This is a genomic window from Limosilactobacillus vaginalis (genome assembly GCF_025311515.1).
GTDB classification, from domain to species: domain Bacteria; phylum Bacillota; class Bacilli; order Lactobacillales; family Lactobacillaceae; genus Limosilactobacillus; species Limosilactobacillus vaginalis.
In genome coordinates, this window is sequence record NZ_CP104399.1 from 1,032,762 (window position 1) to 1,053,045 (window position 20,284).

Genomic DNA, 20,284 nt, shown 5'->3' on the forward strand with positions numbered 1-20,284 from the left:
CTATTATTATCTTAATCTTAATTGCCCCTAGAGCTATTAGGATCTTACCCTCTCTTTGTTTATTCAAAGGGAGGATTACTATTATGGAAAACCGTAATAATGCTTTACATTACAAGATGTACAAGTCTGGTAAGAGCATCGTTTATGCTGGACTTGCTACTACTGCCGCTTTGGCAGGGTTAGTATTAGCTAACACTAATGCTACTGCTGTTCACGCTGATACTGCTGCTCCAGCTTCAGCTGCCATTACTTCAAATGTTGCTAGTTCTGCTGTTGCTAACTCATCTGCTGCTACTTCAGCAGAAATTGCTAGTCAAGAAGCTGTTGTTAACTCTGCTAGTGCTAATGTTGCACAACAACAAAATGTTGTTAATGCCGCTAGTGATGCACTTCAATCAGCAACTAACTTGAACTCCAATTCAGCTGCTGTTGCTTCTGCGGCTTCTGCTTACAGTGCTGCTAATAGTGACTACTATGCTGCACGTCATGCACAAGCTGTTGCACATAAGGCTGCTAATGCTGCTTCAGATTCAGCTGCTGTTGTAAGTGGTGTTAATACTGCTGACCTTACAGCTTGGTGGAACCAAAGTGGTCAATCAGACTACAATAGAGCAATGAACGCTAAGAGCAATGCACAAGCTAACTTGGATGAAGCACAAGCTCAAAGTGATTCTGTTGTTAACGCTTGGAACCAAGCATCTGATGCTGTTGTTGCTGCTGAAAAGGCTGGCCTTAAGTCTGACAGCAATGAAATGAAGGCATTAAATGCTCAAAAGAGTCTAGCATGGAACAACATGCAAACTGTTCAAAATGCAATTGCTTCTGCTCGGAAGCAAGTTAAGGCTGCTGATAGCATTCTTAATTCAGAAAAAGATGGCATTTCCTTAAACGAAGCTAAGGCAATTATGGATCAACTTCCAGCATTAAAGAAGGCTGCTCAAGAAGCTGAACAAGCTTACAAGGATGCTGTTCAGGCTACAAAGGATGCTGGTGATATCGCCAATGCTAAGTTTGACGCCTGGACCGCTGCTCGGAAGGCTAATAACTTACCATACGGTACTGATGACCCTGTTTACCAAAGCTTAAGCGATGCTGCATCAAGCGCTGCTGCCCAAATTTCCCGTGATGAAGCTGGAATGAAGGCATTACCAACTGCTGATGGTACTAAGCTTAGCCAAGCTGAAGAATGGGCTAAGGAAGCACAAACTAAGCTTGATCACACTAACTCAGAACTTCCAACATTTGAAAGCAATGTCAAGTTCTTCCAAACTAAGTTTGATGAAGCAAATAAGACTCTTGAAGAAGCTAAGGCTAACTATGCTAAGAATCCTACAGATCTTAATAAGCGATTAGTTGATAATGCTAATGGCTTAGTTGGTACTATCAATGGCCAATTAGTAGCTGCTCAAGCTAAGCTTACTGGTGCTCAAAAGGCACAAAAGCAACAATAAGAACAAGTTGACTACTGGACTAACCAAGTTAAGGACAGTGCTCGTTACGCAGAATTTGTAAACGAAATTAACACTGACAAGGCAATCGTTCAAAAGTTCAATGATGCAAAGGCTAACATGAAGAATGCTGCCGCTTCAGCTGAAAAGGTTGCTCCTCTCAAGGCTGCTTATGATGAAGCACTTCAAACCTTGAAGGCTTACCAAAACCAATTAGCTGCTGCACAAGCTAAGTTAGCTTCAATGAAGGGTGAAACTCCAACTCCTGAACCTGATCAACCAACTAAGCCAGATGACACTACCAAGCCTGGCGACACCACTAAGCCAAGTGAAGGCAGTGACAAGACTGAAACTACCACTCCTGACAAGAATGGTGTTGCTTCTTGACTTCACTGGTGTAAAGGACGATAAGTACTACCTAAACGGCAAGCAAGTAACTAAGGCTGCTTACGATGCCCATTTTGTTGCACAATCACTTGATGTTGTTAAGGCATCAACTAAGGGTGCTAGTTCAGCTGCTACTGCTAACGATTCCAAGTCATTGCCACAAACTGGTAACGAAAATGCTTCCGCTGTTGTAGCATTGGGTGCCGTTTCTGCAATGTTTGGTCTTGGCCTTGCTGCTAAGAAGCGTGAATTCTAATTACCTCCTTTTAGAAGATAACTAGAACTAACTTTATTTGTTCGTACTAATAAGAGAGAGCCTCAAGCATTTATTGCCTGGGGCTTTTCTTTTATAATCCCTTATTAAATTATCAAAAAATGAAAATACAGTTAATCTTGATTTCTATATTAGCCGTTGTCCTAACGATCCTTATCACATTACTGGTAATTTCAATATTAGTTTTATGGTTTATTAAGAACCGAAAGAAGTGAGTGTAATCATATCATTAGTAATCATTATCTTGGGTGGTTTTTCAGCTATTCGAATAATTTTAGGTTTATTACTAGCAAATATCCATCAAATCATCTATCTTACAAAAGCAAATAAAGAAAAATATGCACCATTAGTATCAGTAATAATACCAGCATATAACGAGGAAAAAACGATTATGGCCTGTGTCTCTTCTGCACTGAAGCAAACATACCTAAATCGACAAATAATAGTTGTTAATGATGGTTCTGATGATGCTACTAAAGCTATTTTGGATAGTATTGACAAAAAAGTATATTCTAGTAATTCTATTGATCAGTTATTTGAAGATAGTATTCCTTATAAAGAACGGTTTATAATTGTTAATTAACCAAATAGTGGAAAAAGCATTGCATTAAATAATGGAATTAAAAATTATGCTAAGGGTGAATTGATAACTGTCTTGGATGCTGATTCTGAGCTAAGGCCAAATTTTTTAGCTAACATGGTTAAACACTTCCAAAGCACGAATGTTGTTGCGGTTGCAGCAAATGTAAGAATAAAACGGGCTCTCAATCTGATTGAACTGGTTCAGTATATAAAGTATTTAGTTGGTTACCAGCTAAAATCATCAGAACAAGTGCTTAATTTAGAGTATATTATTGGTGGGATAGGATCTACTTTCCGGCGTACTATTATGGAGGCAGTAAACCTTTACGATACCGTCACGGAAGATATTGATTTAACAATGAAACTCTTAAGGAAGTTTGGTAATACATCATATAAATTTTGTTACGCTTTCGATTGTGTTGTATCCACACCAGCGGTTCATAATTTTAGACAACTTATTAGGCAAAGGTATCGGTGGAAATTTGGACGGTTTAGAGCACTCATCAAACACCATAAATTAATTTTTAACAAGGAAGTTAATATTTACAGCATCACCTTAAGTTGGTGGAAATTACCTAAAGTTTTTTTCGAAGAATTTTTACTTCTGATAGAACCATTTATTTTAATTTGGATGTCTATTATTATTCTTACTCACTTAGATTTTTCAATCATATTTTCTATTTTGATTATCTATTTTATCTTTACGATCGACACGATTATTGTTGAAAACATCTCTACAAAAATTAAATTAGAATTGACCCTAGTCTCTCCATTTACATACCTATTTTTATATATCATTAACATTGTTGATTTTATTTGTTTAGTACGTTGTATAGCTAATTTCAAGGAAATCTTGTTGGAAAAGGGCCACAGCAAATGGACTCATGTGGAACGTTAAGTAAAAAATGGCATATCATCATCGATTAATCCTGTGATGATATACCATTTTTAAAAACGATTATTTGTTTTTCTTTAATGTTTTGCGATATTCAGCACGTGTCATCGGTTTATCTTCATCATTAGCTGGTTTGGTTGAAGTAAATGAAACTTTGACATGCTCTTCTTGGTAACTGTCTTTAACAGCTGGTTGATGACTAGATGGTTTAGAAGCTGAAGGGACTACTGGGTGGCTAGTTATACTATCAGCAATCTCTAAAGTCTGCTTAGCAGTATTATAGTTGCCTTCAATAACCTTTCGCAACTCCTTATTTGGATGGGGATCGTTATCGATTCTTGCCAATTCATTTTTAGAATTTTCCATAATTCTTTTTGATGAATTAATGATCTCTTGTAAATTACGCTCCATATATCTTACTCCTAAATATTAGTGCTATCTAAATAATTATATCCCAACTTTACTATTTGTATACAAGCATAAGAAAAGCCTCAAGCAGAGAATTCAGTGCTCGAGGCTTTTCCTTATTAGTGCGAAAAAGTAAAGTCAGTTCTAGTTATCTTGGGAGGAGGTAATTAGAATTCACGCTTCTTAGCAGCAAGGCCAAGACCAAACATTGCAGAAACAGCACCTAATGCTACAACAGCGGAAGCATTTTCGTTACCAGTTTGTGGCAATGCAGCAGCCTTAGTATCATTGTTATTACTGTTCTTAACAGCAACCTTTTCAGGAACTAAACCATTGTTAACAGCATGGCTACTACTATTATTTACATTTGAACCATCATTGTTAGTAATGATGTTATCACCGTTAGTACTGTTTGAACCACTGTTATTGTTATCTGAACCGTTGTTAGCATTTTGGTTCCAATCAATGTTCTTAAGCAAGTTATTTGCTTGTTCAAGAAGTTGTGAAGCCTTAGCAGCGTTAGCAGCAGCTTCGTTAACAACCTTTTGGGCAGCCTCAACGTTTGCTTGAGCATCCTTTAAGTTTTGGTTAGCATTGTTGAAAATTTCTTCACGTGCATTCTTAGAATCAGTAGCCTTCTTACTTGCTTGAGAATATGCGCTATAAGCAGATTGTTCCTGTTCATCATTCCACTCACTTGGATTATTGATGTTTTCCTGCTTAGCATCCATGTAAGCGTTGAAGGCCTTGGCGGCAGACGCACTATCAGTATTAGCACTATCAGCTGCATTCTTGTATTGGTAGAGTGGGTCGTTTTGCGCACTGGTCAAACTAGTCTTAGCATTAGATTCTTCATTACTTGCGTTATCAAATACAGTTTGTGCACTTGAAGCAGCATTTGATGCAGCGTTGTAATTGTTAATAGCATTAACGTTTGCTTCGTGGGCAGCATTTAAAGCTGTATTTGCACTAGCAAGAGCAGAATTTGCATCTTCAAGCTTTGCCCCTGCATTATTAGCGTTATTTTGAGCTTCAGTATATGCACTAGCAGCACTCTTAGCATTTTCCAAGCCGTTATGAGCAGCAGTTACATTATTCTTTGCTTGGTCGGCTGCACCTTGAGCACCCTTAACAAGCTGTTCAGCTTTTTCTAGCGCACTCTTAGCATCATTGTAACTCTTAATAGCAGCAACATTGGCTTCATGAGCATCATTTAAAGCTTTGTTAGCATTAGCTAAAGTATTCTTAGCTACTTTAAGCTTTTCGCCAGCAGCATTAGCGGCAGATTGTGCATCAGTAGCAGCCTTCTTAGCAGCAACTAAGGCATCAGAAGCTGTATTAAAACTTTGTCCCGCCTCATTTGCTTTCTTTTGAGCGGCCATAGCAGCAGATTGTGCATCAGTAGCGGCTTGTTTAGCAGTAGTGTAATCTTCAGCAGCCTTGTTAGCGTTCTTGGAAGCGGCGTCTGCAGCACTCTTAGCAGCTTCGTAAGCAGTTGCGGCACTCTTAGCATTAGCAGACGCACTAGTTAACGTTGTTTGTACATTACTTAAGTTTTGTGAAGCAGTAGCAGTGTTATCAGTAATTCCCTTAGCTTGGCTGGTTAATTGAGCAGCTTCTGAAGTAGCAGCCTTTGATTCAGTTGTTGTACTTGAAGTAGGTGCAGTAATATCTGCATCACTCTTAACAGCAGCAGAGTTTAAAGCAATTGCGCTGTAATTAGCTGTGTTAGCACTAGCAACAGTTGAGTTTGCGTCAGAAACAGCGTCTGAAGTAACAGCAGAACTAGCAATATTTGAAGTAATGGCAGCTGAAGCTGGAGCAACAGTATCAGCGTGAACAGCAGTAGCATTAGTGTTAGCTAATACTAAACCTGCCAAAGCGGCAGTAGTAGCAAGTCCAGAATAAACGATGCTCTTACCAGACTTGTACATCTTGTAATGTAAAGCATTATTACGGTTTTCCATAATAATAATCCTCCCTTTGAATAGACAAAGAGAGGATTTATTGATATATAGCTGTTTGTAGGTGATCCTAGGGGGAATTAGCTCAATATTATCAATTACTATTTAATCAAGTAACGTAAGCTATTTGCTTAAAAATTTGTCGAAAATAATCCCCCTAAAGTCCCCCTGGAAGGATTATTTTACTAATTTACCGCTTTTTCTTTCCCCAATATTGGAAAAGATCGGTTCTTAATGCACCGTTGTAGAGTTTTCGCTTCTTGGTTGCTGGGGCACCATAGTATTTTTCAAATTCTAGGTCTGCCGTTAAGATATACTTACTCCAGGTTGTCATTGGTCGGTAAATTTTTCCCATTTGCCGATAAAGCTCATGGACAGTTTCTTTATCACTGAGCCGTTCACCATAAGGAGGGTTAGCAACAATAACACCGTTGATCTTATCAGTATGCCAATCCTTAACTGCTAATTGTTTGAAAGTGATGTCGTGGGTTAGCCCAGCTGCTCGACAGTTCTCTTGAGCAATATCAATCATATTCTGATCAATATCATAACCATGAATATCCAATTCAACATCATAATCTGCTTTACTATCTGCCTCATCACGAACGTCATCAGCTAAACCGTCTGGGACCAAGTTAGTCCACTGTTCACAAACAAAGGAACGATTGATCCCTGGGGCAATGTTGTGACCATATAGTGCTGCTTCAATTGGAATAGTTCCCGAACCACATACTGGATCGACAAATGGGTTGTCAGGAAACCAGTGAGCGAGCATTACAAGGGCAGCTGCCATATTTTCCTTTAATGGTGCACCACCTTTTGCTTTTCGGTAGCCACGCTTAAATAAACTATCACCAGTAGTATCAAGCGTTAACATTACATGATCCTTATTAATAGCTACTTCTAACGGGTAGAGAGCGCCAGTTTCCGGAAGACGTGTTCGACGGTGATAAACGTCACTCAATCGACGAACAATCGCCTTCTTAACAATCGCTTGGACTGAAGGAACGTTATGTAATTGCGAATGATGGCTCTTACCTTCTACCGGGAATTGGGCATCAACTGGTAGTAAGCTTTCCCAAGGCAAGGCTTCGGTTCGGTCAAAAAGTTCTTCAAATGTTTTGGCTTCAAATTCGCCAACAATAATTTTGACCCGATCGGCTGTTCGTAGCCAAATGTTTGTATTTAAAATATCTTTAATTGTCCCAATATAACGTACTCGACCGTTTTCTACTCGGGTATCGTAACCAAGATTTCGTAATTCTTTACCAACCAGTGCTTCAATTCCAGAAGCAGCGGTGGCTATTAGTTGATATTCTTGCAAGGTAAGAACTCCTTAAAATTAATGCTTACTTTCTATTATATTTAATTCATTAAGAAAAAGGAACCCAGTTAATATAAGGTCCCTTCTCTTAAACAGATAATTTTATCCAATGAATAGCTAGCTAATTTTAGACTTAATAATACTAATCACTCTTTTAAAATTAGGATCAATAACAGCGATTATCAAAAGAGAAATTAATCCTGATGATATTGGCAAAATATTATTCTTAGACAGGAAATTTGCAAGGAGAACTATTATAAATAGAATATGTAAAAGAATAAATTGACCTAACTTAATTGATATTTTATTGGCTTTAATAATATCCTTAAATCGGAAAAAACTTACTAAAGCAAATGAGAAAATATTTGCTATAGCTGCTCCATAAATGCCAATAAACGGAATTATAACTATGCTCAAAACAATATTTACAATTGCTCCAATAACAGTCGTGTACATGATCGGTACCGTCTTTTTAGTTGCTGTATAAATTGTCCCCAAGAAACTAGCAGCATTACTATAAATAATAGATAGCAATAGAAATGGCGCCACCTGCCATCCGATAAAGTAAGCTGGGCTAACTAATAAATGAAAAATTGGTTTTAAAAAAGTTAAAATTCCAATTGCAATTACAAAGACTGCAGTTGTAAATACCTGAAATACGTTTGTTATAAACCTTTTACCGTGTTCACTATCATATTCTTCTACAACTGATATTTGCCAAGATTGAAGAAAAATAGTCATTAATGTACTTAGTATATTGGGAATCTTACTTGCCATCGCATAAATACCATTAGCACTTGCGCCAATAAATAGTAGAATAAACATTCTATCTGATGCAGAGTTTAACCACCATGCAAGTAAATTAGGAACAAGCGGGGTACTATATTTCAGCATTACTTTTAATTTTTGCCAACTATAGCTTCTAAAATCTAACTCATTCCAAAAATGGCAGGCAAACATAATATAAATAACTGCAAATAACATCCCGCTGCCCATGGATAGGAGGTAACCATCCATCTTCCAATTAAGAAAATATAATAGGGCAAAGTTTAGCAATCCCATTGCAATACTATTAATTATTCCTGCAATTGCAAACTCTTTAATTTTATTAACCGCTCTAGCGTAATTTGAAATTAAAGAGAAGAATAATGAAGCAACTAACACATATTCAGCGTACATAATTGGGTATGTATGAATTGATAATTGAAGCAATATTGCAATTATAAAAGAAATAACGGTAATTGCTAATGAAAATAAGATGCTTGTATTAAAAGTTACCTTATTATTATCAGTTTTATCAAGAGCATACCGAAATACCGCATCGAAAATATCTACCGAAAGGATCGGCAAAATTAAACTGATTACTGTAGTTAAAAAGTCTACTTTACCGTATTCGCTAGTAGTTAACGTATATGAATATAATGGAATCATTATAAACTGCATTAATTTACTACCAAGATTACCAATAGCAAAAATTACAGAATTTCCCATTAATCTTTTGTATTTATTCATTAGTCTCACCATATTCGAAAAAGCGATCTAAAAATTTAAATTGTTGTTGTGCCTCTTGAACAATACTGTCAATCTGATTATTAACTGCAAAACTAAGCTTAAAATTATCTAAATCAATCTGGCTGATATTAATAAATGGTTGTGCTGGGAAAAGATCACTAATCACGTTGTTAATTTTCTTACTATAACTAAGAACGAAGGTTGGCTTCCCCATCAACCATCCCAAGATCATCGAATGGTAGCGTGTAGCAATAATTTTATCGGCACCATTTATTTTTTTCAGTGATTCGTTAATATTTGTATGATTAAAAACTTCGATCTGTGAGATATTGTTAAACATTTTTTTAATTTTCTTAGCCGCAATTAAATCACCTTCGGCCTCGCAGAAAGACATTAAAACTACTTGTTCCTGCTTATTAAGTAAATCTGTAATAATATTGGCAATTAATTGATAGTACTTTTCACTTGTTTCATGATCAAAGCGCGATTCAGGATTAATGATAGATATTAAAGTATACTTACCCAAAACTGGCGGTTCTTTAACATTGAGATTAAACACTAGATCAGGAGCATAATCAACATTCGGTAGATCGGAAAACAGTTTGTAGGAGTTACGATCACGTAATGATATTCCTGTCATCTTAGCAAAAAGTTCATGATATTTTTGAACTTGCCCTTCAGAAAAGTAAGGGCCAAAATTACTGCCAATAACAAAATACGGAAGTCCAGATAATACGATTTTGTTTCGCAACCAATACTTAGTTCCGATTCCTTCTTGAGGAAGAATAAATAATGAACCACCAAGTTCACAATACAAGTCAAATTGGTTAAGAATACCAATTTCAAATTTTGATAATAATTTCTCGGTGCTTATATCCAATTTTTGATATAGCTTGTTCTTTAATTTTATTCTGAATGGAATTCTAACCTTCTTAATATTAGGGATACCATTAAAACTTTGGAAAGCCTTCGAGCCAGAAATAATAAAAAAATTATGCGAAGGATAGCGCTCACTTAGAATTTTAAGAAATAAATCATCACCTAAATTTGAATTCCAATAACCGGAAGTAAGAATATTCATTAATTGTCTCCTATAAAATTTCAGTGGTTGTTTTTCCTTTTTTTAGACGCTGCTTCAGATAATTATATATTCGTGCAAAAATGACCGCCGAACTAATTCCGCTTGTATTAACCAACTTAATAGTAAGCCGCTCTATTGGCCGATTTAACTTCTCATTCCATTTTGGTTTAATGGACAGTTCATTAATTGAATTGCACCATTTCTGATAACCAAGGCGGGGATTCTTTATCAAAGCAAAATAACGATAAATCAATTGATATAAATATAAACTTGCAATCTTAGAAATCAACACTTGATTTTCTTTCAATAAAGATTGGATCTGTTTAATGAAATAAATATGATTATCTAATAACTTGGGATCAAAGCTATGAGTAACTGAAGAAGAACGTCCTTGATAAAGATAAATTCCTTGTTGAATAATTCTGATTTTATGAGCTAATAGAATTGCTTGTGCATTAAATAAAACGTCTTCTGAATTAGTCAAATGCTCATCAAAAAGTAATTCATTAGTAATAAGATAGGAACGCTTAAATAGCTTTGAAACACTACCACCATAAAAGGCCGGGAAATTGGGTTTGTCAGAGCCAAAATCAAACATACTGGCAATTAAACAATATTTTCCCTCTTTAGATTCACATACCATATTTTTGAAGGTGCATCGTTTCGAAAAACTAATAACATCTTCGTCATAATTAAATTGTGGCAGACTACCAATCAATTGATCATCCGCATCACAAAACATAACATACTTTCCTTTTGCTTGATGGATACCAATATTTCTTGCATAGCATACCCCATGGTGTGATAATGCCAGGATTCGGAGATTATCATCAATGCCATTAATAACATCAACTGTATTATCGGAAGAACCGTCATCTACAATGATGATTTCATAACTGTGATCAGTAAGAAATTTTTTTGCTGCAGCAATTGTTTGTAGTATTGTTTTTTCAGAATTGTAGGTAGGAATCACTAGTGAAATATCTTTTTCTTTGACCATCTTACATACACTCCAAGAATTGGAATTAAATACATTAATTCATGAATTAGATAATAAAGCGAACCATTATGCTTCTTTGTCCATGAAGGATTTTTTTGGTAATGATGAACCGTAATGCTCTCTTGTCTTATTTTACCGCCACCCCAATAGTGAAGCGGGGCAAAAAGGCGAGGAGAAAAGGCGATCCTATTCTCCCCTAATAAGTTATTCTTTTTGTCATTTTTTAATCCATACTTTTGGAGAACGTTAGAAACAACATGAACAGTTGAATTGGTATTCAATTTATTCACGTTAAATTTTAACTTTGAATAGTTATCAAGGATTTCTTTTAGTATTGGATCATTCTTTTCAGAGCCAAAGATCAATCCACTATTTACTTGTCCAACGTCTTCCTTAGCCCAGAATTGTCGGTAATTCAAGAGACTTGTTAAAGGCTTCCTTACTTCAACATCAGTATCAAGGTAGACTCCGCCGTATCTATTAACTGCCCATATACGTGCAACGTCACTTACAAATGCCATTTTATTTAATGAATATGCTTCTTGAACGAAAGAAAACTGGTTAATATCAAAATTGGTTTCGTTAATTTCTAAAATCTCAAAATCTGGATTATATTTTACCCATGATTCTTTATATTTCTGGAATTCTTTGGGCAATTTCTGTTTTCCAAACCAGCAATATATTATTCTTTTCGGGATCATTTTAAATTCTCCTTCAGAAAAGCAACATTTTTTCTGTATCTTGATGAACGCTTTCTATCTACAAATCTAAAAATTTTTCCCTTAATAAAATAAGAATAGTAAAGAGCTTTGATATTTCCTGACAGATTAAATTTCCTGGCAAAAATACAAAACGAATTTAATAATTTAATACTCTTTGAATGACCTGTTTGATGTTCTGAGGTTCCACCAATATGTATTATCTGTTTTGAAGGATCAAAAACAACTTTGTAATTTTTTAGATGGTACTTATAACACAAATCCATATCTTCTGCGTAAAGAAAATAATCTTCACTAAAGCCACCAACAGCATTAAATTTATCTAAACTCGTAAAAAAGAATGCACCGATTAACCAGTCAACTTGGATCTTCTTATCATGTCGGGAGTTCTCGGGAGATAAGATGACTCTCAATTTTTGAGGCATTATTTTTCCCAGATTGAACTGCTCTACAATAATTGATAATGGCCGTTGAAATTTAAAAATTGATGGTTGTAAACTACCATCATGATTCAGTATTTTGACACCGATTAAACCGGTATCAGCATGATATTCATTTTCTAAATAACTTACTAAAGGGCTTACTAAAACACAATCAGGATTAATGAAAGTCACATATTTAGTCATGGCTTTTTTTACCCCAATGTTATTAGCTTTAGCAAAGCCCACATTGGAATTAAGCGATAGCAATTTTGTCTGGGGAGAATTGTATTTTAATATCATTTCCTGAGTTTTATCAGAAGAGTTATTATCAATAATAATCATTTTTGATTCTGGTTCATATTTTTCAATAGATTTAATTAACGGAATAATTTGCTTCTGATTATTCCACGTTACTATCACAAAAGTATTATTCATAATAGCCTCCTAATAAATCAGCATTGATTTCTTCATTTCGTGAATATAAATCAATAAGAAACATAAAAACGATATTTGTTATTACTTCAAGATTTCCTAAATAGAACGAGAAAAAGCTCAGTGCCAACGTTTGGAATAAGGTAAAAGAAAAAAACATCAATGTTAAATTTATTGAATTTTTATTATATAAAACACCACTAACAAATCCGATCAACATGAATGTTTCTAGCGCTATTAGTGGACCAAAATCATAATATAATAAGCCTAATCCAGAATAGGTACTAAATTGAGGAACAATTAAAGAAGCGTTCGCATTAATTAATGCTTGCTTTGATAAATCACTCACTGAAGGATTAAGAACAGCAATAATTTGATAGATCCCCTTAAAGCTTAAAGTACCTAGTCCTATACCACTAAGTCTTGAATTTACTAGAGAGTTTAAATTATCTATATTAGATGACATATAGATAAGCGGATCATATAAAAAATAATAATTACTAGGGAGCCTAAATCCTGTAATATTTATTCTGGCAATTTTTAATGCATTTAGATTTTGGATATTTTTCTTATAGGTAATCGAAACAATTAGAAAAATAGCAACTACCACTAATAAAAGAGTAATAAGTTTTGATAGACTTATTTGCTCACCCCAATAAAAGCAAAGCATTAGCATTATTGCAAAAATTGTCATTTTATTTCCCCGTGTAAAAACAACAAATAACAAAATTAACAATTGTATATAAATATATTTATTTAAATGATGTTTCCTGTAATTATAAAGAATAAATAATCCTAGGAAAAAGCAGGGATAAATTAGTAAGTATAGTAATTCTCCACCATTTGAAAGGTAATATTGAGATCTCACACTACCGCTAAATAATGGTGGTAATCCTAATTTAATTATCGTAACTGCATAAGCAAGAATAACTACCACAAATAAGATATTAAACGAATACAATAACCGTGAATAACTATACCTAATAGGTGTAAAATTAATCGGCATTGCTTTACCAATTGCAAACGCTAAGCTAGTTACGATTAAAAAAGAAAAGATAAAAAGATAACATTTTCTTGACAAGCTAGGATATACAGAAAAAATATTAGTTACACAAATTCCAAGTGAAAATAACCAGGTTCCCCATAATAAAGACAGTGGATTGGTAAGGTTAAATTTGACTCCTGCTACTGATAGTGCAAATAACAGGAAAACTAAAACAAAAGCAATTATTAATATCATAAATATTCTCCGTAATTAGTACTCCCGTTTATGGATAACTTTTCGATAGATTAATTTTCTTGTTCTTCCCGAAACTAAAATATTGAATATTTTAATGTTCAATCCTAACAAGCAACTAATAGGATTAGCTAAATGATGTCGATACATATAAGCCTGTAATTTAAAAACATACTTAATATTACCGAGATCACCTCGACGTTGATATAAACTATCGTCAACCCGCATATGAACCAAAACATTAGAAAGATTCTTCACAAGGTATCCTTTTGCGATCATTCGACACCACAAATAATAATCTTCAAATGTTCCAAATTTTTGATATCCACCCGCAGCAATTAATTTATTTTTATTAATTAGTACTGTTGGATGATTAAATGGGCATCGCCACTTTAAATACTTTTTGATTTGTCTTGTTGTTTCTGGTACTTTGCGAAAGCCAATAATGTTATCAGGGCTATTCTTAAATTCGTCAATCTGACCACCAACCACTGCAATATCAGGATCATGCTTAATTACGTTCAGTTGAAGTTCAAACCGGTTATCTACGCAGATATCATCAGTATCCATCCGCATAATCCAGTCAGTTGTAACATACTTTGTACCCTGACGGAGTGCTTCTCCCAGGCCTTGATTAACTGGCAAACTAATTATTTTAAATTGCCCATCAAATTTCTTTGAATGCTTCTCAATGATTTTTGACAGCTCACTGCCTATTGGGCCATCTTTTACTAAAATAATCTCATTAGGTGTTAGAGTTTGCGCTTCAATACTGCTTATTGATTGGTCTAAATATTCAGGACATTCTTTTTTGTATACCGACATCAATACAGAAAAAGGAATCTTATTTACTATTTTCACAAGTATTTCACCCACATTAATTCTTCATGGTTATCTAATAACGTGTTTTCCTACTGTTGAATCCTTATTAGAGTTTGTTTCTCTCAGCCAGTAACCAAAGACAATGTATATAAAGCCTAAAAATAATCCTAAAATTGCTCCCGCAATGGTATACGTTTTAATATTAGGAAAGGATGGCTGATCTGGTTCTACAGCTTTTGAAACAACAGTAATATTATTAGCGTTCATTAACTTTTTAGATTGCTTGATAAAAGTTTTAGTTAACAAGTTCGCAACTAATGCTGATTGTTTAGGACTTGAATCAGTTACGGACACAGTAAAAATTTGTGAATTCTGTTTATTTGTAATAGAGACTTCTTTTTGTAAATGACCAACCGTTAATTCGCTGTTCTGGCTACTATTAATCTCAGATACAACCTTACTTAAGACTGCACGACTCACGATTAAATCTTTATATGTATTAATCATTTGTACATCAGCTTGTTGATTTGTATATGCTTGTTGGCTATTACTGTTATTATCGTTTGAATTTGATTTTTTCTGATGGACTAAAATTTGCGTATTAGAAGTATATTTAGGAATTAAAGCATACTTAGCCACAGAAAAGCCCACCATTCCTGCAAAAATCGTTAAGCATATTAAAAGTAAAATATGATTACGACATAACAAAACTGTTTTTCTTAAATCCAACTTTCCTTCTATCTTCTTTTGCAAAAAAGACAGCACCTTTCTCTATAAAAATTAAGGTAAGCACATACTAGTCAGATACTAAATCAATGGCTTACATTATTTATCCTAAAAGAAAAAGGATCCCAATTACGGAATCCTTTATTTATTAGTACGAACAAATAAAGTTAGTTCTAGTTATCTTCTAAAAGGAGGTAATTAGAATTCACGCTTCTTAGCAGCAAGGCCAAGACCAAACATTGCAGAAACAGCACCCAATGCTACAACAGCTGAAGCATTTTCGTTACCAGTTTGTGGCAATGACTTGGAATCGTTAGCAGTAGCAGCAGCACTAGCACCCTTAACTGATGCCTTAGTAGCAGCAAGTGAAGCTACAGCCTTGTTAGCAGCGGCAACACCATTACCAGAAACGGCAGTACCATGGTTACCGTTTACAGTAGCGGAACCATTACCGTTGTTGGTGTTAGCAGAACCATTACCGCTGTTAGTGTTACCACCGTTGTTATCAGTGCTTCCACCATTGTTGTTGCCACCGTTGTTATCGGTGCTTCCACCATTGTTGTTACCACCGTTGTTATCAGTGTTGCCACCATTGTTGTTGCCGTTAGTTAAGTCGTTAAGAGTCTTAACAGCTTGATCGTAAGCCTTTTGAGCAGCAGCTTGGTTAGCCTTAGCAGCAGCTAAAGCATTAGCAGCAGCATCCATTGAAGCTAATGGCTTTTGAGCGTTGTCATAGTTAGCCTTAACAGTTTCGTAGTTCTTTTGAGCAGCAGTTGCCTTAGCAGCAGCGGCATTGTACTCATCTAATAAGGTTTGAAGACGACCGTTGTTAAGAGCAAGTTGAGCTGCCATAACCTTTTGTGACTTAGCAATTTCATCATTTGCATGAGCAATTACTGCGTCAAGGTTACCAAGAGTACCTTGAGCATCATCAAGAGCTTGTTGAGCTTCAGCAACTTGCTTCTTAGCAGTAGCGTATTCAGCAGTACCTGCAGTTGCAGAAGCTAATGCAGCATTAGCACTCTTAAGTTGAGCTTCAGCATCACTTACAGCAGTAACAGCAGCTGGACGAGCAGCACTAGCACTGTTAAGAGCCTTTTGGTTGTTTACAACTGAGTCAGATGCAGCGTAGTAACGTGGGCCAGCAACATTTTGGTGAGTCTTAGCCAATGCAGCTGCTGCTGCGTCTGAAGCAGCATTTGCTTCAGATTCAGCATTAGCAACATCAGTTTGAGTAGGAACACCGTATGTTACACGATCGTTGTCAAGCTTGCTCCATGCACTCTTAAGAGCAGCATTAGCATTAGCACGGTTAGTAGCAGCGGTTTCAACATTCAAGATAGCAGCGTTTAATGCAGCCTTAGCAGCAGCTACCTTATCAAGCATCTTTTGACCTTGGGCAGCTTGTTCAGCTAAGCCCTTAGCATCAAGACGGTAGAAGTTGAATTGCTTTTGGTAAGTACCCTTATCAGTTAATGCAGCACTGTGAGCCTTGTTAGCATCAGCAAGTGAAGCATTCAAACTGTCCATACCAGCCCAAAGTTGCTTGTAAACATTAAGTTGACCTTGAAGACTTGCAGGAACCTTTTGAGTACCTTCGATCATAGCGTCAGTACCACCAGCTTGAAGGAACTTGTCGTAAACATTTTGAATCCGATCACTTTGAGCGTTGATTTGATCCTTAATGTTTTGAACAGTTGCCAAAGTAGAAGCAACAGCTGAAGTAGCAGAAGCTAATTGTGCTGAAGCAGAAGCAGCGTTGTCTGATTGAGAAGCAGCAAGTGCGCTCTTAGCAGCAACGGCTGAAGCAGTAACACCAGCGTTAGCAGCGTTATCACTTGCTTCATTGTAAGCTTGTTGAGCAGCAGTACGGTCTAAGCGAGCCTTTTGGTCAGCCTTAACAGCATTGCTTAAGTTATCTTGTGCATCAGAAACAGCAACCTTGTCTTGAGCAACAACTGCTACACCAGAGTTGGTCTTTGCAGCTGCATCAAAGTTTGATTGAGCAGTGCTGGTAGCAGCAGTAGCATCACTTAAAGCAGTACTCTTAGCATTAACGTTTGCTTGAGCAGCAGCAATTTCAGCTGAAGTTGCACTAGTAGCAGTAGAAGCAGCTGAAGAAGTAGTAGCAGTTTGTTCAGTAGCTGGAGCAGTAGCAGCGTGAACAGCAGTAGCATTAGTATTAGCTAATACTAAACCTGCCAAAGCGGCAGTAGTAGCAAGTCCAGAATAAACGATGCTCTTACCAGACTTGTACATCTTGTAATGTAAAGCATTATTACGGTTTTCCATAATAATAATCCTCCCTTTGAATAAACATATAAAAAGTACTAATTGGATCCAATAATTACTTTGAATCATCATTACTATATTAGACTTGTGACAAAATTTCAACTATTTTTAACAAATTCTTCTCGTTTTCGTAACAAAACGATAAAGCAATTCACATATTTATAAGAAATTGTCCATTAAGTGAGTTGAAGCCTTTTTTGTAGTGATAAGTTAAAAATAGTGATTTTTACGCATTAATCCTTGTCCTTAAAGGATTCTTAGTTGATCAATTAGAAGAGCTCTTTTGCCCCCCACACTTTCAAAATCACCATTTCGCTTATCCATCTATTAGTGAAATTTTTTTAGTAATTATTTTCTTGCATTGCAGCTAGCCAGCCATCAATTGACTTTTTAGCATCAAGGTCACGGAGCTTTGCCATTTCTTCACCGTTAAGTTCAAAATCAAAAATATCAATATTTTCTTCCATATGTTTAGTATTTAACGATTTAGGAATTACAACAATTCCACATTGATTTAAGTAGCGTAAGGTAACTTGGGCTGGTGTCTTCTGATACTTGTCCCCGATTTCCTTCAAAACAGGAATATCTAAAAAGCCAGGGTTTGCTTCTCCTAGAGGTGCATATGATTCATGAACAATGTTATTTGCGGTTAAATAATTATGCATCCGCTGTTGCTGCCAAAGAATATGAGTCTCAATTTGGTCGACAACTGGTTTGATTGATGAATGATCAACAATCTCTTGGACTTGTGGTTCATTGAAGTTGCTTAAGCCAATTGCACGGATCTTGCCTTCCTGATATGCATCTTCTAATGCTCGGTATGTTTCTAGGTCATTCCCCATCGGCCAGTGGATTAACACAAGATCAAAGTAATCCTGGTTGAAGTCGAGCAATGAATTATCTAATCCTTTTTTAGTTTCTGCATAGCCACTTGTTTGGACCTTAGTTGTTACAAAAAGCTTCTCACGATCAAGGCCGCTTTCTTTGATTGCTTCGCGAACACCCTCTTCATTACCATAATACTGTGCTGTGTCAATCATCCTGTAACCCAGGCGAAGTGCCTTAGCAACATTTAATAAGGTTGTGTTAGGAGTAATTTGATATGTCCCAAAACCAATCATTGGCATTTCGAGGCCATTATTAAGTTTTACTGTTTTCATTTAGGTCATCTCCTCACCTATATTATATTATTTCTTTATTGAGATTGTTATTTTGAATATTAGTTAAAGTAAATATCTGCTTATTGTTAACGCAGAATTTAAAAATAAAAAAGCCCGGGCGAACCCGGACCACCTGAATGCAAGAATCTGTAGGCCATGTTTTGTCGTAGTATAACTATCAGGTAAAAGTTATACCGAGGTAATCATCTATCTCAGAGCATTAAGCTCTCCCCTGGAATCACTTCAATTCGTTATCCAAAGCTCCCCTACCGTAGTTTGGGTTTACCGCTTGAGGGGTTTACCGCGTTCCACCAATAAAGTTTCCCTTATTGTATCGTCACTGTGGCACTTTTCAGGAATACTCGGACATAGTAAAACCGTAGTCGTTTCTTCCGCCGTTACCGATTAAATCGGTACCCCGCCTTATTTTTTCAGCGAGCACAAACACTACAGACATCGCAGTCTGTGCGAGCATGGACCTTCCTAACATAACATCAGTTATGCTCAATTACCCAAGACTTGCATCTGAAATTATTAAAGTAAGTGTGAGTCGTTCTCTTGACCGTTAGCTCCCATTTGAGAACCAAAGACACGCCGTTCCAAATTAGATAACCGCTTCAGGATATCCATGTTAGTAGCGTTAGAAACTGGTTGAGAAGCAGCTCCATTATTCATTGATGAACCAACTTCAACTTGACGGTTAAGTTCATCAACCTTAGCACGAAGTCGTTCATTTTCACTATTTAAACGATCAACTTCCTTGTTAAAGGTGTCATAATCTTTGATAACATCGTCCAAGAAGGAATCAACATCAGCTTCATCGTAGCCTTTTCCGATGTTCCGTTCTTTAAATTGCTTATGCAAAATATCTTGTGGAGTAAATTTAATGTTATCCAATTTATACACCTCAATTGCTAAACTTCAAAAGTACATTAATTATCATACCTAACTCATCCCGCAAATTCAAGCAATTTTGTCCGATATTCACGAAAACCTAGAATTTATCTGCTTCTCCCGCTTCCCGTTGACGTTCTTGCCATTCAATGGCTGCTTCCTGAAGTTCATCAAAGTCGATTAAGCGATAAGAATAATCATGGTTAGCTTGATACTTTTGAATTGCCTGGTAACCATACTTTTCCTTTCCTTCATGGTCTGGATCGTAAAGTAAGAGCGCCTCATCGGTATGAGTTAACATGAACTGCTGAAAGGCACGAAGCTGTTGCGGTGACTGATATGGATGATCGCTGACACTCGCACTGAAATCAACAGCTGATTGAAGGTTAGCTAATTTAGCCTGATTATTCTCGTTCCATTGTTGGCCAAACTCGGTAAAGGGCATCATCATTGAAACCTTCAACTGCGGATAATCATCCTTTAGTTTCAACGCTACCTCAATTGACCATTGCTCAGTTCCCAACTGAGGACCAGTAATCAACCAAAATTCTTCATCACTCTCTTCTAGTCGTGCTTTTAGTTCACGAGAAAGGACATCTTTAATCACAGCAGCCTTTGGATCATCATCCTTAAAGACATTTAATTCGTAGCTACGATAACCCGTGATCCATAATCGACGCATTTAATCGCCACCTTTTTCTACTA

General features: G+C 36.1%; 18 protein-coding genes, 1 other RNA gene and 1 pseudogene. 4 read left to right on the forward strand and 16 right to left on the reverse strand.

From position 1 onward, the window contains the following. Positions 1–83 precede the first annotated feature (83 nt). The 4 genes and pseudogenes from N4627_RS05060 to N4627_RS05075 all read left to right on the forward strand — a co-directional run bounded on the left by N4627_RS05060 (position 84) and on the right by N4627_RS05075 (position 3,589). The gene (locus N4627_RS05060) at positions 84–1,451 is read left to right on the forward strand and encodes a KxYKxGKxW signal peptide domain-containing protein (RefSeq protein ID WP_260963994.1); all 1,368 of its coding nucleotides are present in this window, start codon (positions 84–86) and stop codon (positions 1,449–1,451) included. Between the two features lie 117 nt (positions 1,452–1,568). Then, complete coding sequence (locus tag N4627_RS05065; RefSeq protein ID WP_260963997.1) at positions 1,569–1,835, forward strand: hypothetical protein; 267 nt, start codon at positions 1,569–1,571, stop codon at positions 1,833–1,835. Continuing rightward, complete coding sequence (locus N4627_RS05070) at positions 1,819–2,091, forward strand: LPXTG cell wall anchor domain-containing protein (RefSeq protein WP_260963999.1); 273 nt, start codon at positions 1,819–1,821, stop codon at positions 2,089–2,091. The genes N4627_RS05065 and N4627_RS05070 overlap by 17 nt, the downstream gene beginning before the upstream one ends. A 229-nt stretch (positions 2,092–2,320) precedes the next feature. Beyond that, positions 2,321–3,589 (forward strand): annotated as a pseudogene (locus N4627_RS05075) (glycosyltransferase). Between the two features lie 60 nt (positions 3,590–3,649). Here N4627_RS05075 and N4627_RS05080 read toward each other — a convergent pair. The 16 genes from N4627_RS05080 to N4627_RS05155 all read right to left on the reverse strand — a co-directional run bounded on the left by N4627_RS05080 (position 3,650) and on the right by N4627_RS05155 (position 20,261). Then, positions 3,650–3,997, reverse strand: coding sequence for a hypothetical protein (locus N4627_RS05080; protein WP_098045284.1), 348 nt, complete (start codon positions 3,995–3,997; stop codon positions 3,650–3,652). A gap of 164 nt (positions 3,998–4,161) precedes the next feature. Next, positions 4,162–5,961: a KxYKxGKxW signal peptide domain-containing protein gene (locus tag N4627_RS05085; RefSeq protein ID WP_260964002.1), complete on the reverse strand. Its 1,800-nt coding sequence runs from the start codon at positions 5,959–5,961 to the stop codon at positions 4,162–4,164. Positions 5,962–6,148: 187 nt separating this feature from the next. Next, on the reverse strand, positions 6,149–7,282 hold the full coding sequence (locus N4627_RS05090) for a THUMP domain-containing class I SAM-dependent RNA methyltransferase (protein WP_260964003.1): 1,134 nt from the start codon (positions 7,280–7,282) through the stop codon (positions 6,149–6,151). A 117-nt stretch (positions 7,283–7,399) separates the two neighbouring features. After that, complete coding sequence (locus N4627_RS05095; RefSeq protein ID WP_158227471.1) at positions 7,400–8,794, reverse strand: lipopolysaccharide biosynthesis protein; 1,395 nt, start codon at positions 8,792–8,794, stop codon at positions 7,400–7,402. After that, positions 8,787–9,875 (reverse strand): polysaccharide pyruvyl transferase family protein, encoded by a 1,089-nt coding sequence (locus N4627_RS05100; protein WP_260964006.1) that lies wholly within the window; start codon positions 9,873–9,875, stop codon positions 8,787–8,789. The genes N4627_RS05095 and N4627_RS05100 overlap by 8 nt, the downstream gene beginning before the upstream one ends. 10 nt (positions 9,876–9,885) lie before the next feature. Further along, a complete protein-coding gene (locus N4627_RS05105; RefSeq protein ID WP_098045280.1) occupies positions 9,886–10,875 on the reverse strand; it encodes a glycosyltransferase family 2 protein in 990 nt (329 codons plus the stop codon). After that, complete coding sequence (locus N4627_RS05110; protein ID WP_098045279.1) at positions 10,848–11,576, reverse strand: glycosyltransferase family 32 protein; 729 nt, start codon at positions 11,574–11,576, stop codon at positions 10,848–10,850. The genes N4627_RS05105 and N4627_RS05110 overlap by 28 nt, the downstream gene beginning before the upstream one ends. Further along, on the reverse strand, positions 11,573–12,451 hold the full coding sequence (locus tag N4627_RS05115; protein WP_098045278.1) for a glycosyltransferase family 2 protein: 879 nt from the start codon (positions 12,449–12,451) through the stop codon (positions 11,573–11,575). The genes N4627_RS05110 and N4627_RS05115 overlap by 4 nt, the downstream gene beginning before the upstream one ends. Then, positions 12,444–13,688, reverse strand: coding sequence for an O-antigen polymerase (locus tag N4627_RS05120; protein WP_098045277.1), 1,245 nt, complete (start codon positions 13,686–13,688; stop codon positions 12,444–12,446). The genes N4627_RS05115 and N4627_RS05120 overlap by 8 nt, the downstream gene beginning before the upstream one ends. Before the next feature lie 15 nt (positions 13,689–13,703). Further along, positions 13,704–14,510 carry a glycosyltransferase gene (locus tag N4627_RS05125; RefSeq protein WP_098045291.1) on the reverse strand — a complete coding sequence of 269 codons (807 nt, stop codon included), beginning with the start codon at positions 14,508–14,510 and terminating at the stop codon, positions 13,704–13,706. A 66-nt stretch (positions 14,511–14,576) separates the two neighbouring features. Then, positions 14,577–15,260, reverse strand: coding sequence for a YveK family protein (locus N4627_RS05130; RefSeq protein ID WP_260964009.1), 684 nt, complete (start codon positions 15,258–15,260; stop codon positions 14,577–14,579). 171 nt (positions 15,261–15,431) lie between these two features. Continuing rightward, positions 15,432–17,525: a KxYKxGKxW signal peptide domain-containing protein gene (locus N4627_RS05135; RefSeq protein WP_260964011.1), complete on the reverse strand. Its 2,094-nt coding sequence runs from the start codon at positions 17,523–17,525 to the stop codon at positions 15,432–15,434. A 341-nt stretch (positions 17,526–17,866) separates the two neighbouring features. Continuing rightward, the gene (locus N4627_RS05140; RefSeq protein WP_260964013.1) at positions 17,867–18,685 is read right to left on the reverse strand and encodes an aldo/keto reductase; all 819 of its coding nucleotides are present in this window, start codon (positions 18,683–18,685) and stop codon (positions 17,867–17,869) included. Between the two features lie 145 nt (positions 18,686–18,830). After that, positions 18,831–19,205: RNase P RNA component class B (gene rnpB / locus N4627_RS05145), an RNA gene on the reverse strand. A 14-nt stretch (positions 19,206–19,219) separates the two neighbouring features. Continuing rightward, positions 19,220–19,582, reverse strand: a complete 363-nt coding sequence (gene gpsB / locus N4627_RS05150) for a cell division regulator GpsB (RefSeq protein WP_191336754.1) — start codon at positions 19,580–19,582, stop codon at positions 19,220–19,222. Positions 19,583–19,679: 97 nt separating this feature from the next. After that, positions 19,680–20,261, reverse strand: a complete 582-nt coding sequence (locus N4627_RS05155; RefSeq protein ID WP_098045273.1) for a DUF1273 domain-containing protein — start codon at positions 20,259–20,261, stop codon at positions 19,680–19,682. Positions 20,262–20,284: the final 23 nt, after the last annotated feature.